The organism is Micromonospora sp. NBC_01740 (genome assembly GCF_035920365.1).
In the GTDB taxonomy this organism is placed as follows: Bacteria; Actinomycetota; Actinomycetes; order Mycobacteriales; family Micromonosporaceae; genus Micromonospora; species Micromonospora reichwaldensis.
In genome coordinates this window covers 795,928-810,499 of record NZ_CP109150.1, presented here as the reverse complement: position 1 = coordinate 810,499, position 14,572 = coordinate 795,928, and the positions used below count along the sequence as shown (strand labels likewise).

Sequence of the window (14,572 nt, the reverse complement as noted above, 5' to 3'; positions counted from 1 at the left end):
GCCGGGCCGGCGGTGGAGGACCGGCCCGGCGACCACTGGGACCGCAAGGTCGCCAAGGGCCTGGCGTTCCTGCGTCGTCGGCTCTCCGGCGACTACGAGGTCGACGAGTTCGGCTTCGATCCCGAGATCACCGACGCGGTCTTCCACCCGCTGCTGCGGATGCTCTACCGCGACTGGTTCCGCACCGAGGTCACCGGCCTGGAGCACGTGCCCACCGAGGGCGCCGGCCTGGTGGTCGGCAACCACTCGGGCACCGTGGCGCTGGACGCGCTGATCCTCTCGGCCGCGCTGCACGACCAGCACCCGGCCCGCCGCTACCTGCGGCTGCTCGGCGCCGACCTGGTCTTCCGGATGCCGGTGGTCTCCGAGCTGGCCCGCAAGACCGGCGGTACGGTCGCCTGCAACCCGGACGCCGAGCGGCTGCTCGGCAACGGCGAGCTGGTCGGCGTCTTCCCCGAGGGCTTCAAGGGCATCGGCAAGCTCTACTCCGAGCGCTACAAGCTGCAACGCTTCGGCCGGGGCGGGTTCGTCTCGGCGGCGCTGCGCACGGGCACCCCGATCGTGCCGGTCGCCATCGTCGGCGGCGAGGAGACCTATCCGATGCTCGCCGACATCAAGCCCCTGGCGCGGCTGCTCAAGCTGCCCTACTTCCCGGTCACGCCCACGTTCCCCCTGCTGGGGCCGCTCGGCGTGGTGCCGCTGCCGAGCAAGTGGCTGATCGAGTTCTGCCCGCCGATCCCCACTGCGCACCTGACCGACTCCGCCGATGATCCGCTGGTCGTGTTCAACCTCGCGGACCAGGTGCGGGAGACCATCCAGCAGACCCTGCACCAGTTGCTGGAGCGTCGCCCGGACCCGTTCGGCCCCTGACCGATGCGGGCGGCCCGCGTCGCTGAGGGCGCGGGCGGTCGGTGCCGCTGACGGCGCGGGCGGCCCGAGCCGTCAGCCGTCGCGGCGGCGCCGGTGCAGCGCCAACCCGGCGCCGACCGCCCCGGCGACCAGGCCGGCCGCGGCGGTGGACGGTACGGCGATCTTGACGGCGCGGCGGCCGGTGCGGAAGTCGCGGACGTCCCAGCCGCGCTGCCGGGCCTCCTTGAACAGGGCCGCGTCCGGGTTCACCGCCACGCCCCGGCCCACCATGGAGAGCATCGGCAGGTCGTTGCACGAGTCGCTGTAGGCGGTGCAGCGGCGCAGGTCCAGCCCTTCGACCGCGGCGAGCTGGGTGACGGCCTCCGCCTTGGCCGGGCCGTGCATCAGGTCGCCGACCAGCCGGCCGGTGTACGCGCCGTCGACGATCTCGGCGACCGTGCCGACCGCGCCGGTCAGACCCAGCCGCGCGGCGATCACCCGGCCGATCTCCACGGGCGCGGCGCTGACCAGCCAGACCCGCTCGCCGGCGTCCAGGTGGCGCTGGGCGAGCTGGCGGGTGCCGGCCCAGATCCGGGGCGCCATCAGCTCGTCGAAGATCTCCTCCGCGAGGCGCTCCACGTCGTCCACCCGCCAGCCCTCGACGAAGGCGAGGGCGGCCTCCTTGGCCTGCGACATGTCGCCGGCGTGCTCGGTGGCGAGCAGCCGGAACCGCAGCTGCTGCCAGGCGAACCGGGCCAGGTCCGCGGTGGTGAAGTAGTCGCGCGCGGCGAGGCCCCGGGCGAACCAGTAGATCGACGCGCCCCGCATCATCGTGTTGTCGACGTCGAAGAAGGCCGCCGCGGTCGGATCGGGTTCCGGGGGCGCGAGGGGCGCGAAGTCGGTCTCCGCCCAGCCGGCGGTGTGACCGTGGGCGTCGGTGCTGACGGTCACCTTGCGGCTGCGGACCACGCGACCTCCCTCCGCTCGACCGGCGCGACATGTGCTTCCGCGAGGGTAGCCGGGCGCGCGTGGCGGCCGGCCGTCCATGGGGAGAACTGTGGCGCGGACGTCTCGGCCGGTCCGGCCGAGGCCGGGTCAGCGGTCGCCGGGGCAGGTGGCGGGAGCCGGGCCGAGGGCGTCGCTGCCGACGGGTGCGGGCCCGCCGCAGGCGATGGCCGCGCGCAGCGCGTCGGAGCGCTTGCGGGCCGCGTCGAGCAGGGCGAGCGAGCGGCGGGTCCGGTCGCGTTCGGCCCGGCTGGCGTCGTCGAGGAGCCCGCCGACCGCCCGGCGCTGGCCGGTGAGGAAGGAGTTGACCGCGTCCAGCGCCGCCGGGTCCGAGCGCTGCGTCGCGGCGGTGGTCAGCAGGCGTACGCCCTGGCGGGTGTCGGCGTCCATGTCGTCCAGCACCGCGCTGAAGCCGTCCTCGTTGCCGCGCAGCGCGGCCGCCTCGGCGAGCCGGGTACGGGCGAAGTCCAGGAACAGTTGGCCCCGGCTGACGTCGGAACTGGCCAGCGCGAGCTGGGCGCGTTCGGTGGAGCGCTTCATGCCGTACAGCGCGTCGCCGGGGACGGCGTTCTCGCTGGCGGCCGAGATGCCCGAGAGGGCGACGGCGCCGGCCGCGACGCCGACCAGGATGGCGCCCCGGGCGCGGGCCCGGCGGGCGGTCACCGCCGGCAGCAGCCGGTTGCGGCCGGCGTCGGCGGCGGAGCGCCGGGACGACGGCTCGGTGGTGACGGCGGCCGGGGCACCGATGCCCTCGCGTTCGGCGGTGGCCAGGAGCATGGCCCGCAGCCCGGTGCGGAACTCCGGGTCCACCTCCACGGCGGGCGGGGCGGCGGGCAGCCGCTGACCCACCGCGACGAGCGTGGCCAACTGGTCGTCGGCCCGGGAACGGACGTGGTGTCGCCGGCCCCCGTTGGCCTCGTCGAGAAGCTGCGCGAAGCGCTCCGCGCGCCGACGGGAGAAGAGGTTGCTGTCCACCGCGGGCACCTCCTCTCGCTGGTCGCGGCCGGTCGGCCGCTGTCTTCGACAGCGACCGGTGACGGCGGGACACCACGGACGAAGGTCGTGGCCGGCCGCGCTGCCGGACCTCGGGGGCCCGGGGGATGCCGGGGCTACCACCGGTCGCACCCGGAGAAACGGTCCGCACCGGACATGGGTTACGGGGCCGGCGGAGGCGAAATCACGGAAAGTGATCGCTGTCACGGGGTCGCGACGCCACGGACCTGCGCGTACATCGCATCGATGCACGGCGTTCTTCCTGCCCGGGACTACGGTTGGAAGCCGTCCGGCAGCAGCCGGGCCAGCGCTCGTACCGCGCGGTACTGGAGGGCCTTGATCGCGCCCTCGTTCTTGCCCATCGTGCGGGCCGTCTCGGCCACGGAGAAGCCCTGCAGGAAGCGGAGCACGATGCACTCCTGCTGCTCCGGGTTGAGCTGCTTGACGGCGCTGAGCAGGGCCACGTTGGTGATGTGCTCGACGACCGCCGCCTCCGGGCTGCCCTCCGGGCCCCGGTCCTCGCGGTCGGCGTCCAGCACGTCCCCGGTGGTGACCTCCAGCCGGTAGCGGCCGGACTTGAAGTGGTCCGCCACCAGGTTCCGGGCGATGGTGACCAGCCAGGCGCCCAGGTCGCGGCCCTGCCAGGTGAAGCTGCCGATCCGCTTGAGGGCGCGCAGGAAGGTGTCGGAGGTGAGGTCCTCGGCGAGTTGCCGGTTGCCCACCCGGAAGTAGACGAACCGGAACACCGTGTCGACGTACCGGTCGTAGATCAGCCCGAACGCCTCGGACTCGCCGGCCTGGGCCCGCTCGACCAGCCCCCAGACCTCGGTCGCGGGGTCGGACGGGTCGGGCCGGCTGGGGAAGCCCGTCGAGGTGTTGACCGGCGCGGCGGCGGCCGGCACCGCCGGGAGCACCGCCGTCTCCGCGCCCGAATCGTCGGGCGCCTTGGCCGGTTCCGTGGTGCGGCGGCCCTGCGCCGGCATGGTGGGCCGGGCGGGGACGGCGACCCGGCCGCCGGCCGACTTGGCGTTGCCGCCCGGTGTCGCGGAGCGGGGCGGCGGTTCGTTCTGGTGTGGCCGGCTGCGCGTCCGGCTCGACGTGCCCTCCCCCCGGACGGCGAGGCTGCCCGTGTCGTCCAGCGGACCCCGGGCGGCGGGCCGTTCGTTGAGCTGGCCGCGGATCACCGGGTTGGTCAGGCCGGCCGGCCGTTCCGCGTATCCGAAGGTGGTCACCGCGCCGCCTCCGTCCCGCCGGCCGACCACGCCGGTCGGCGCGTCGCCGTCGTGGCCCGGCCCGATGGGCCGGGCAGGGCTGGCTCGGGGTGTGCCGACGGGCGGCAGATCCCCTTGAGGTGCTGGTCCAATGCGCTCACAGGCACGGGGGCCTCCTCGGGCTGAGGGGTGTCGACTCACGGCAAATGGGGTGAGCCGACCCGAGTGATGATAGGGCCAACGTCACCCACGCGTGGCAAGTCCGTTACACAGGGCGGAAGTATTTCCCTCCGCGCCGCACACCTGGCGGACCGGTTGTCCGTCGTGTGCGGTTGACTTTCGGATTGCCGCGTGGTTGCGAAAGAAATTCCAGGTCAGCGCGCGTGTCGCGGGATCGGGCGGGTCAGCGGCGCGGATGTCGACCCAGGACCGTCCGATACGCCCGACGCGTCCCGGCGTGTCTTGTGGACGGGACCGGTCGCGTCCCGCCCGTGCCCACCGGTCGTCCCGTCGGTGGGACTCGTCCGGGCCGCCGTTCCCGCCGACCGGGGTGTCCCCTCCGGCCTCCGGCGGGCATGGCCCACAGGCCCCGCGCTGTGCCAGACTCAGCCACCGTGCAGGACGCAACCGACAGCTCCGCCTCGACCCTCGTCGAGCGGCTCCACCGGGCGGCCGCCGCCCACGGCGACCGACCCGCGCTGCACTGGCGCGATCGGACCCTCACCTGGTCCGAACTGGACGCATCGGTGACGGCCACCGCCCACGCCCTGGCGGCCCTGACCGGGGCGCGACCCGCCGGGCCCGACCCGACGCCGGGAGCCGCCGACCCGCACCCGCCCCGGATCGCCGTCGCGCTCGGCAACTCGCCGGACTTCGTGGTGAGCTGCCTGGCCGCGCTGCGCGCCGGGCTGGTCGCGGTGCCGGTCAACCCCGGCCTCACCGCCCCCGAGCTGCGGCACGTGCTGGCCGACTCCGGCGCCTCGGTGCTGATCGGCACCGAACGGGTACGCGACCTGGTCGCCGACGCCGCCGGGGACCTGCCCGCGCTCGTCGCCGTGCACACCGCGCCGCCGGTGGCCGACGCCGGTCAGCCGTTCCCCGACCGGGGCGGCGACGACCTGGCGCTGCTGCTCTACACCTCCGGCACCGAGGGGCGGCCGAAGGGCGCGATGCTGACGCACCGGGCGCTGGCGGCCAACCACGAGCAGGTCGGCCGCATCGACCCGCCCGTCGTCGGCCCGGACGACACCGTGCTGCTGGCGCTGCCGCTGTTCCACGCGTACGGGCTGAACGCGGGGCTGGGCGCGGTCGTCCACCATGGCGCGACCGGGGTGCTCGTCGACGACCTCGGCACCGACGCGGGACTGGCCGTGATCGCCCGGCACCGGGTCACCGTGCTGGTCGGCGTACCGTCGATGGTGGCCGCCTGGTCCACGGCGGACGCCGCCGCCCTCGCCGCGGCGATGACGTCGGTCCGGGCCGTGGTCTGCGGCGCGGCGCCGCTGGAGCCGGCCGTCGCGACGCGCTTCGCCGAGGTCGCCGGCCGCCCGGTGCACGTCGGGTACGGCCTCACCGAGACCGCGCCGGTGCTCACCTCCACCCTGGTCGGCGGGGAGCCGAAGCCCGGCTCCATCGGCCGGCCGCTGCCCGGCGTCGAGTTGCGGCTGGTCGGGACCGATGGGGCCGACCTGTGGCGCGACGGCGTGGCCGAGCCGGAGGACGACGCCGACGAGCTGGACCTCTCCGACGTCACACCCGGCACCGACCCGGGCCAGGTCGTGGTGCGCGGGGCCAACGTCTTCGCCGGCTACTGGCCGGACGGCCGGGGCGGCCCGGACGCCGACGGCTGGTGGTCCACCGGCGACGTGGCGTACGCCGACTCCGACGGCGACCTCTTCCTGGTCGACCGGATCGGCGAGCTGATCCTGGTCAACGGGTTCAACGTGTACCCGCACGAGGTCGAGCTGGTGCTCTCCGCGCACCCGGGGGTGGCCGAGTCGGCGGTACTGGGTGTGCCGCACCCGCGGACCGGCGAGACTGTCCGGGCGTACGTGGTGCCGGCGCCGGGGCGTCCGGTGACCGGTGAGGAGCTGCTCGCCCACTGCGCCCGCAACCTGGCCCGGTTCAAGTGCCCGACCGCCGTCGAGTTCGTCGACGAGTTGCCGCACTCGGTGATCGGCAAGGTGCGCAAGACCCTGCTCCGGACGGCGTCGTCCCCGGCGTCCCCGGTGCCGTCCCCGGCGGCGTCGCCGGAGACCCGCCCGTCGGCCCCGGCCGGCGCCAGCACGACGGAGGAGACCGATGCGTGAGCCCCGACTCACCCTGATCACCCGCCCCGGCTGCCACCTCTGCGACGAGGCGAAACTGGCGCTGGACCGGGTGGTGGCGGTCACCGGGGACCGGTGGACCGAGAAGGACGTCACCGACGACATCGAGCTGGAACGCGAGTACGGCGACAGGCTGCCCGTGGTGCTGCTAGACGGCAAGGAGCACGGCTACTGGCGGGTGGAGGAGGAGCGGCTGCTGCGGGACCTGACCACGCCGCAGCTGTGACGCCAGGCGTTAGGGTGCTCCGATGACCCCGGCGCGCAACCACCTGGTGTGGGACTGGAACGGCACCCTGCTCAATGACCTGAGCCTGGTGGTCGCCTGCACCAACGCCGCCTTCGCCAGCGTCGGCGGGCCCGCCGTGACCGCCGACGAGCACCGGGTACGGTTCCGCCGGCCGATCGCCGACTACTACGCCGAGGTGCTCGGCCGGGCGGTCGACGACGACGCGTTCGGCCGGCTGGACCGGATCTTCCACGACGCGTACCGCACCGGGCTGACGACCTGCGAGCTGGCGCACGACGCCACGGTCGCGATGGCCGCCTGGCCGGGCAGCCAGTCCCTGCTGTCGATGTGGTTCCACGAGGAGCTGGTGCCGACCGTGCACACGTACGGGCTCACCGGGCACTTCGTCCGGGTGGACGGGTTGCGGGCGAGCGTCGGCGGCGACCGCAAGGCCGAGTCGCTCCGGCGGCACCTGACCGAGCTGGGCGTGGACGGCCGGGACGCGGTGCTGATCGGGGACTCCGTCGACGACGCCGACGCCGCCGTGTCGGTGGGGGGCCGCGCCGTCCTCTACACCGGCGGGTTCACCGACGCGGCACGGCTGCGCGCCTCCGGCCACCCGGTCGCCGACACCCTCAGCGAGGCGGTCAGCCTGGCGGCCACGCTGCCCTGACCGGGCCGGCGGCCGTCCGCGCGCTCGCGGCAGACCGGCCTCCGTCCGCGCCCGGACGGCAGGCCGGCGGCCGGTCCGTGCGCTGGTGGCAGGGCCGGGCGGCGGGTCAGTTGCGCAGGTAGGCCAGCACGGCCAGGACCCGGCGGTGCTGCTCCGTGTCGGGCGGGAGCTGGAGCTTGGTGAAGATGTTCCGGACGTGCTTCTCGACGGCGCCGTCGGTGACCACCAGGGTCTTCGCGATCGCCGTGTTGGAGCGGCCCTCGGCCATCAGCGCGAGCACCTCACGTTCGCGCGGGGTGAGCTCGCGCAGCGGGTCGTCGCGCCGACGCCGGGCGAAGAGCTGGCCGACCACCTCGGGGTCGAGCACCGTCCCGCCGGCGGCCACCCGGTCCAGCGCGTCGAGGAACTCGTCGATCGCGGCCACCCGGTCCTTGAGCAGGTAGCCAATCCCGCCTCCGCCGCCGCCGGTGGTGGCGAGCAGGTCGTCGGCGTACGACACCTCGACGTACTGGGAGAGGACCAGGATCGGGGTGCGGGGCACCAGGCGGCGGGCCTCCACCGCCGCGCGCAGCCCCTCGTCGGTGTGCGACGGCGGCATCCGGACGTCGACGATCGACACGTCCGGCCGGTGCGCCACCACCGCCACCACCAGCGCGTCGCCGTCGGCCACGGCGGCCACCACCTCGTGCCCGCGCTCGGTGAGCAGCCGTACCAGCCCCTCCCGGAGCAGCACCGCGTCGTCCGCGATCACGATCCGCATGTCCTGTTGTCTACCACGTACGGCTCACAGCGGGAGTTCCGCGCGGATCTTGGTGGGCCCGCCGGCCGGACTGACCACGGAGAGCCGGCCCCCGGCGGAGCGGATCCGGTCGGCGATGCCGACCAGCCCGTGCCCCTTGGCCAGGTGGGCGCCGCCCTGCCCGTCGTCGTCGACGTCGACCTCCAGCCGCCCGTCGTGCCGGGCCACGGTGACCTGGCACTCGGTCGCCCGGCTGTGCTTGGCGACGTTGGTCAGCGCCTCGGACACCACGAAGTAGGCGGTGCTCTCGACCGCCGGGTCGAGCCGGCCGGCCGGGTTGGCCAGTTCCGGGTCCACCCGCAGCTCGATCGGGATCAGGCCGCGCCCGGCCAGTGCCGCCAGGGCGCTGGGCAGTCCCCGGTCGACCAGGATCGGCGGCGCGATGCCCCGGGACAGGGCGCGCAGCTCGGCGAGCGTCTCCCGGGTCTGGGTGACCGCCTCGTCCAGGGTGCGCCCGGCGGCCCCCGGGTCGGTGGCGAGTTGCTGGCGGGCCCGGCTGAGGTCCATCGCGAGCCGGACGAGGCGCTGCTGCGGGCCGTCGTGGATGTCCCGCTCCAGTCGGCGCAGCGCGCTCGCCTCGGCGGAGACGGCGGCCCGCTTCTGCTCTTCCAGCACGGTGATCCGGTTGCGCATCTCGGCCACGCCGGTGAGCAGGGCCCGACCGAAGCCGGCCTGCAGCAGCGCGCAGCCCCGGGCCACGATCGGCAGGGTGATCAGGAAGAACAGCCCGATCGCGGTGTGCAGCCCGATCCGGACGACGGTCGAGTCGCCGAGGCCGAGGAGCTGGGGGAGGCCGACGTCCTCCGGGTCGCCGTGCGGCAGCGTCCAGTCGTACGCCCAGTAGAGGGTGCCGGCGACGGCGCCGGCCCACCAGACCAGCGTGACCACGAAGGTGACGATGGCCACGATCAGCTTGAGGATGCCGTGCGCCAGGTCGAGCCAGGACTGCGCGTCCCCCATCGGCACGAAGATCCGCCGCCAGGCGCTCGCGCCGGGCTCCGGGAGCCGGTACTGGGGGCGGATCCGGGCCTGGTGGAGCACGGTGGGCAGGCGGAGGCGCTCGATGTCGGCGAGGCCCCGGGCGGCGTAGAGGGTGCCGCTGAGGATCGGCAGGCCGATCACCGTCACGACCAGCCCCAGCCCGGCGGCCAGGCCGACCAGCAGGACGACGAAGCTGGCCAGGGCCAGCGGGAGGCCCAGCAGCACGTAGCCGGAGTCCAGCAGGAGCTGTCGGGAGATGGTCGGCGCCGGCACGGGCTGATCGGCGGCGACGGGTACGGCGGTCATGTCAAGAGGCTAGGCAGCGCGGGGCCGCCGACCCATCCCGTCGGCCCGCCTCTGCGGCGTAGGGCTGGCCCTACCGTGACCGGATCGTGGGCGAGCCGTGGGCCGCGCGATTGGTCAGAGAAGTCGTAATTGAGCAATAATCGGCGCTACCGGCACCATCGCCACCGCCCGGAGGTCGGGGCGGTGGCCGGCGGCGGCCACTGGATCGATCTTGCGGAATGGAGGGGCTGGTGAAGCCGCGTCGCGAGCTATCAAGATCGCGATTTGTGCACGCGTTCACAAGCGCCTACTCTGTAGTTCCGACGCGCCCTGCTAGCACAGCCGGCAATCTCGGTCGCCAGCGGGGATCCCGAAACGGCCGGCCGCCCGAGTTGGCCGAGGATCGCACCGCACGGAGTCTCATGAGTCAGCACCGTCACCCTGGCGCGCCCGGCCGAGCCGGTGCCGTACCGGCGCTCCCGGATCTGCCGGAGGCGACCGTCGCGCGGCTCCCGGAATACCTCCGTGCCCTGCACAACCTCGCCGAAACCGGCCACGAGACCGTGTCCAGCGAGGGGCTGGCCAGCGCCGCCGGCGTGAACTCCGCGAAGCTCCGCAAGGACCTCTCGCACCTCGGCTCGTACGGGACCCGTGGCGTCGGCTACGACGTGGCGCTGCTGGTCGACCAGATCGAGTACGTGCTCGGGCTCACCCAGCGGCGGGCCGTCGCCCTGGTCGGCGTGGGTAATCTCGGTCACGCCCTCGCCGGCTACGACGGCTTCGCCAGCCGCGGCTTCCGGATCGCCGCCCTCTTCGACGCCGACCCCGCCCGGGTCGGCGAGGAGATCAGCGGGCTGGTCGTCCGGCACATCGACGAGCTGCCCCGGGTCGCCGTCGAGGAAGCCATCGCCATCGGCGTGATCGCCACCCCGGCCCCGGCCGCCCAGGCGGTGGCGGACCAGCTCGTGGCCGTCGGTGTGACGAGCATCCTGAACTTCGCCCCGTGCGTACTCTCGGTTCCGGAGGGGGTCGACGTGCGCAAGGTCGACCTCGCGATCGAGCTGCAGATCCTGTCCTTCCACGAGCACCGCAAGGCATCGCTGACCGCGCTGCCCGCCACCGGTGGGTCCGCCCTGACCGCCCTGCCCGGGGGGCTCGCCGTCACCGACCCGCAGGAGGCGATCGGCACGTGAAACTGCTCGTCGTCGGCGCGTCCTACCGCACCGCTCCCGTCGCCACGCTGGAGCAGCTCGCGGTCGGCCCCGCGGACCTCACCCGCACCCTGGACCGCCTGGTCGCCCAGCCGTACGTGACCGAGGCCGTGATCGTCTCCACCTGCAACCGGGTGGAGGTCTACGCCGCCGTGTCCGGCTTCCACGGCGGCCTCGGCGACATCTGCGCGGTGCTGGCCGACCAGGCCGGCTGCCAGCCCGCCGCGCTCGCCAACCACCTCTACGTGCACTTCGACGCCGCCGCCGTGGACCACGTCTTCCGGGTCGCCGCCGGGCTCGACTCGATGGTGGTCGGCGAGGCGCAGATCCTCGGCCAGCTCCGGGACGCCTACCATTCCGCGACCGGGGCCGACACCGCCGGGCGGCTGCTGCACGAGCTGATGCAGCAGGCGCTGCGGGTCGGCAAGCGGGCGCACGCGGAGACCGGGATCGACCGGGCCGGCCAGAGCGTGGTGACCGCCGCGCTGGAGCTGGCCGCCGGGCACCTCGACGGCGACCTCGCCGGCCGTCCCGCGCTGGTGGTCGGCGCGGGCGCGATGGGGTCGCTGAGCGTCGCCACGCTGTCCCGGCTGGGCGCGGGGCCGCTCACGGTCACCAACCGGGGCGCCGACCGGGCCGTCCGGCTGGCCGAGGCGTACGGGGCCAGCGCGACGCCGATGGCGGAGCTGACCACCGTGCTCTCCACAGTGGACATCGTAGTGGCCGCCACCGCGGCCACCGAAGCGGTCCTCACCCGTGACGTGGTGACCCGGGCGCTCGCCGGGCGCGACCCCGGCCGGGGGCCGCTGGTCCTGCTCGACCTGGCCGTGCCGCGCGACGTGGAGGCCGGCGTCGCCGAGCTGCCCGGCGTCGAGGTCATCGACATCGACCGGATGGCGACGCTGCTCGCCGACGGGCCCGCCGCCGCCGACGCCGCCGCCGTCGAGCGGATCGTGGCCGGCGAGGTCGACGCCTTCCTCACCTGGCTGCGCGGCGCCGACGTGGCGCCCACGGTGGCCGCCCTGCGTGGCCGCGCCGACGACGTGGTCGGCGCCGAGCTGCGCCGGCTCGCCCAGCGCCGCCCGGACCTCACCGACGACCAGCGCGCCGAGGTGGCCCGGACGGTGCACCGGGTGGTGCAGCGGCTGCTGCACCAGCCGACCGTGCGGGTGCGCCAGTTGGCGGCCGAACCCGGCGGCGACCAGTACGCGGCCCTGCTGCGCGAGCTGTTCGACCTCAAGGTGCCGCAGACGTCCCCGGTCGACAGCGTCCCCGACATCGTGGCCGGCGACGCCGCGCCGCCGTTCGGCCTCGCCGACCTTCCGCCGCCGTTCGGCCTCGCCGACGTCCCGCCGCCCGTCGGTCACGCCGACAATCTGCCGTCGACGGGTTCCGCCGACGTCCCGCCCCTCGGAGGTGAGCGATGAGCACGCCCCTGCGCCTCGGTACCCGGGGCAGCAAACTGGCGATGGCCCAGTCCGGCCACGTCGCGGAGGCCCTGACCGCCGCCACCGGCCGGCCCGTCGAGCTGGTCGAGGTGGTCACCGCCGGCGACCGCTCGTCCGCGCCGGTGCACCGGCTCGGCGTCGGCGTCTTCGTCTCCGCCCTGCGGGACGCCCTGACCGCCGGCACCATCGACTTCGCGGTGCACTCCTACAAGGACCTGCCCACCGCGGCGGCGGCCGGGCTGCACATCGCGGCGGTGCCGATGCGGCAGGACCCGCGGGACGCGCTTGTCGCCCGGGACGGCCGGACGCTCGCCGAGCTGCCCTCCGGCGCGACCGTGGGCACCGGAGCGCTGCGCCGCATCGCCCAGCTGCACGCCCTCGGGATGCCGCTGGAGGTCACCCCGATCCGCGGCAACGTCGACAGCCGCCTCGCGCGGGTGCTCGGCCCGGAGGCCGACCTCGACGCGGTCGTCCTGGCCCGGGCCGGGCTGGCCCGGCTCGGGCGTACCGACGTGATCACCGAGACGCTCGACCCGATGCTGATGCTGCCCGCGCCCGCCCAGGGCGCGCTGGCGGTGGAGTGCCGGGCCGACGACACGGACCTGGTCGAGCTGCTCACCGTGCTCGACCACGCACCGTCCCACGCCGCGGTCACCGCGGAACGGGCGCTGCTGGCCACCCTGGAGGCCGGATGCTCCGCCCCGGTCGCCGCCTACGCCGTCGTCGCCGAAGGCGAGCCAACCGGCTCGGGCGTCGAGGGTGACTTCGTCCAGGAGATCTATCTGCGCGGGGCGGTGATCAGTCCGGACGGTACGAGAGACCTCCGGCTGTCCCGCACCGGAACGCTCGCCGACGCGGCGGAGATCGGCAAGGCACTCGCCGCCGAACTCCTCGACCTCGGCGCCGACTCGATCCTCGGCCACGATGGACACGCCGGCCCGGGGACCCAGCAATTTGGGAGCACAGAATGACCCGCACCCGTAAGCCCGTAGGCCGCATCGCCTTCGTCGGGGCCGGTCCCGGCGACCCGGGCCTGCTGACCCGCCGGGCGCACGACGCTCTGGTCGACGCCGACCAGGTGGTGTACGACCGGGGAGTCCCCGAGTCGCTGCTCGACGCCGTCCGCGCCCAGGCCAGGGAAGACGCCCAGTTCACTCCGGCGGAGGGCGCGCCGGGTGACGTGGCGAAGGTGCTGATCTCGGCGGCCCGTTCCGGGCTGAACGCGGTGCACCTGGTCGCCGGCGACCCGTTCGGCCACGATTCGGTCGTCAAGGAGGTGCAGGCGGTCGCGCGGACCGCCGCACACTTCGAGGTGGTTCCCGGGGTCGGCCAGGCCGAGGGGGTGGCGACCTACGCGGGCGTGCCGCTGCCGGGCGTACGGACGGCGGCCGACGTCGAGGACGTCGGCACGCTGGACTTCGACGCGCTGGCCGCCGCCGTCGGCCGGGGCTCGCTGGCCCTGGCCGTGGACGCCGGCGACCTCGCCGCGATCCGCGACGGGCTGCTCGCGGCCGGGGTGGAGGGCACCACCGGCGTCGGGGTGACCGGCGACGGCACCGGCGAGACGCAGTACACCACCACGTCGACCGTCGACTCGTTCGTCGCGGCGGCGCTCGGCTTCACCGGCCGGGTGGTCCTCACCGTCGGCGAGGGCGTGGGCCAGCGGGACAAGCTGAGCTGGTGGGAGAACCGGCCGCTGTACGGCTGGAAGGTCCTCGTGCCCCGCACCAAGGAGCAGGCCGGCGTGATGAGCGCCCGGCTGCGCGCGTACGGGGCCATCCCCTGCGAGGTGCCGACGATCGCGGTCGAGCCGCCGCGTACCCCGGCCCAGATGGAGCGGGCGGTCAAGGGCCTGGTCGACGGCCGGTACGCCTGGGTGATCTTCACCTCGGTGAACGCGGTCCGCGCGGTCTGGGAGAAGTTCGCCGAGCACGGTCTCGACGCCCGGCACTTCGGCGGCGTCAAGATCGCCTGTATCGGTGAGGCGACCGCCGACGCCGTCCGCGCGTTCGGCATCCAGCCCGAGCTGATCCCGTCGGGGGAGCAGTCCTCCGACGGGCTGCTCGCCGAGTTCTCGCCGCACGACGAGATCCTCGACCCGGTCGGTCGGGTGCTGCTGCCGCGCGCCGACATCGCCACCGAGACCCTCGCCGCCGGGCTCACCGAGCGCGGCTGGGAGGTCGACGACGTGACCGCCTACCGGACGGTACGGGCCGCCCCGCCGCCCGCCGAGATCCGGGACGCGATCAAGTCGGGTGGCTTCGACGCGGTGCTCTTCACGTCCAGCTCGACGGTGCGCAATCTGGTGGGTATCGCGGGGAAGCCGCACGCCCGTACCGTCGTTGCAGTGATCGGGCCCAAGACGGCGGAGACCGCGACGGAGTTCGGCCTGCGGGTCGACGTCCAGCCGCCGCACGCCTCGGTCCCCGATCTGGTGGAGGCGCTCGCCGCCTACGCCGTCGAGCTGCGCGAGAAGCTCGCCGCCATGCCGGCGAAGCAGCGCCGTGGCTCGAAGGTGCAGGGGCCGACCGCCCTGAGGTTCCGGTAGTCGTAGCAGGAGGTCC

At 74.6% G+C, this 14,572-nt stretch carries 13 protein-coding genes; 8 read left to right on the top strand and 5 right to left on the bottom strand.

Features of this window, described 5'->3' with window-relative positions:
* Window positions 1–12 precede the first annotated feature (12 nt).
* Window positions 13–870 (top strand): lysophospholipid acyltransferase family protein, encoded by an 858-nt coding sequence (locus OG989_RS03705; RefSeq protein WP_151453408.1) that lies wholly within the window; start codon window positions 13–15, stop codon window positions 868–870.
* A gap of 72 nt (window positions 871–942) precedes the next feature.
* Here OG989_RS03705 and OG989_RS03700 read toward each other — a convergent pair whose 3' ends face one another.
* From OG989_RS03700 to OG989_RS03690, 3 genes are all read right to left on the bottom strand, one after another.
* Complete coding sequence (locus OG989_RS03700; RefSeq protein WP_225852020.1) at window positions 943–1,818, bottom strand: HAD family hydrolase; 876 nt, start codon at window positions 1,816–1,818, stop codon at window positions 943–945.
* 126 nt (window positions 1,819–1,944) lie between these two features.
* On the bottom strand, window positions 1,945–2,829 hold the full coding sequence (locus OG989_RS03695) for a DUF5667 domain-containing protein (RefSeq protein ID WP_327029661.1): 885 nt from the start codon (window positions 2,827–2,829) through the stop codon (window positions 1,945–1,947).
* A gap of 290 nt (window positions 2,830–3,119) precedes the next feature.
* Complete coding sequence (locus OG989_RS03690; protein ID WP_327029660.1) at window positions 3,120–4,079, bottom strand: ECF subfamily RNA polymerase sigma factor, BldN family; 960 nt, start codon at window positions 4,077–4,079, stop codon at window positions 3,120–3,122.
* Window positions 4,080–4,633: 554 nt separating this feature from the next.
* Here OG989_RS03690 and OG989_RS03685 point away from each other — a divergent pair.
* Genes OG989_RS03685 through OG989_RS03675 form a run of 3 tightly spaced genes read left to right on the top strand, consistent with a single transcriptional unit; the run spans window position 4,634 to window position 7,284 of the window.
* Entirely contained in the window at window positions 4,634–6,367 is a 1,734-nt protein-coding gene (locus OG989_RS03685; protein WP_327029659.1) for an AMP-binding protein, read from the top strand.
* Complete coding sequence (locus OG989_RS03680; RefSeq protein WP_121399981.1) at window positions 6,360–6,611, top strand: glutaredoxin family protein; 252 nt, start codon at window positions 6,360–6,362, stop codon at window positions 6,609–6,611. The genes OG989_RS03685 and OG989_RS03680 overlap by 8 nt, the downstream gene beginning before the upstream one ends.
* A gap of 22 nt (window positions 6,612–6,633) precedes the next feature.
* A complete protein-coding gene (locus OG989_RS03675) occupies window positions 6,634–7,284 on the top strand; it encodes an HAD family hydrolase (RefSeq protein WP_327029658.1) in 651 nt (216 codons plus the stop codon).
* 106 nt (window positions 7,285–7,390) lie between these two features.
* Here OG989_RS03675 and OG989_RS03670 read toward each other — a convergent pair whose 3' ends face one another.
* Window positions 7,391–8,044: a LuxR C-terminal-related transcriptional regulator gene (locus OG989_RS03670; RefSeq protein WP_151453395.1), complete on the bottom strand. Its 654-nt coding sequence runs from the start codon at window positions 8,042–8,044 to the stop codon at window positions 7,391–7,393.
* A gap of 24 nt (window positions 8,045–8,068) precedes the next feature.
* Window positions 8,069–9,370: a sensor histidine kinase gene (locus OG989_RS03665; protein WP_151453396.1), complete on the bottom strand. Its 1,302-nt coding sequence runs from the start codon at window positions 9,368–9,370 to the stop codon at window positions 8,069–8,071.
* Window positions 9,371–9,771: 401 nt separating this feature from the next.
* On the opposite strand from OG989_RS03665, the gene OG989_RS03660 reads away from it, so the two are divergent.
* From OG989_RS03660 to OG989_RS03645, 4 genes are read left to right on the top strand one after another with little or no spacing between them, the layout of a single operon-like run.
* On the top strand, window positions 9,772–10,542 hold the full coding sequence (locus tag OG989_RS03660; protein ID WP_151453397.1) for a redox-sensing transcriptional repressor Rex: 771 nt from the start codon (window positions 9,772–9,774) through the stop codon (window positions 10,540–10,542).
* Window positions 10,539–11,987: a glutamyl-tRNA reductase gene (locus OG989_RS03655; RefSeq protein ID WP_151453398.1), complete on the top strand. Its 1,449-nt coding sequence runs from the start codon at window positions 10,539–10,541 to the stop codon at window positions 11,985–11,987. The genes OG989_RS03660 and OG989_RS03655 overlap by 4 nt, the downstream gene beginning before the upstream one ends.
* Window positions 11,984–12,979: a hydroxymethylbilane synthase gene (hemC, locus tag OG989_RS03650; RefSeq protein ID WP_151453399.1), complete on the top strand. Its 996-nt coding sequence runs from the start codon at window positions 11,984–11,986 to the stop codon at window positions 12,977–12,979. The genes OG989_RS03655 and hemC overlap by 4 nt, the downstream gene beginning before the upstream one ends.
* Window positions 12,976–14,556, top strand: coding sequence for a uroporphyrinogen-III synthase (locus tag OG989_RS03645; protein ID WP_327029657.1), 1,581 nt, complete (start codon window positions 12,976–12,978; stop codon window positions 14,554–14,556). Before hemC ends, OG989_RS03645 begins: the two co-directional genes overlap by 4 nt.
* The last annotated feature ends 16 nt before the right edge of the window (window positions 14,557–14,572 follow it).

Bases quoted from the DNA above. Each gene is read 5' to 3' on its own strand.
- OG989_RS03645 (WP_327029657.1), top strand. From the start codon at position 12,976: ATGACCCGCACCCGTAAGCCCGTAGGCCGCATCGCCTTCGTCGGGGCC.
- OG989_RS03670 (WP_151453395.1), bottom strand. From the start codon at position 8,044: ATGCGGATCGTGATCGCGGACGACGCGGTGCTGCTCCGGGAGGGGCTG.
- OG989_RS03680 (WP_121399981.1), top strand. From the start codon at position 6,360: ATGCGTGAGCCCCGACTCACCCTGATCACCCGCCCCGGCTGCCACCTC.
- OG989_RS03660 (WP_151453397.1), top strand. From the start codon at position 9,772: ATGAGTCAGCACCGTCACCCTGGCGCGCCCGGCCGAGCCGGTGCCGTA.
- hemC (WP_151453399.1), top strand. From the start codon at position 11,984: ATGAGCACGCCCCTGCGCCTCGGTACCCGGGGCAGCAAACTGGCGATG.
- OG989_RS03675 (WP_327029658.1), top strand. From the start codon at position 6,634: ATGACCCCGGCGCGCAACCACCTGGTGTGGGACTGGAACGGCACCCTG.
- OG989_RS03665 (WP_151453396.1), bottom strand. From the start codon at position 9,370: ATGACCGCCGTACCCGTCGCCGCCGATCAGCCCGTGCCGGCGCCGACC.
- OG989_RS03685 (WP_327029659.1), top strand. From the start codon at position 4,634: ATGGCCCACAGGCCCCGCGCTGTGCCAGACTCAGCCACCGTGCAGGAC.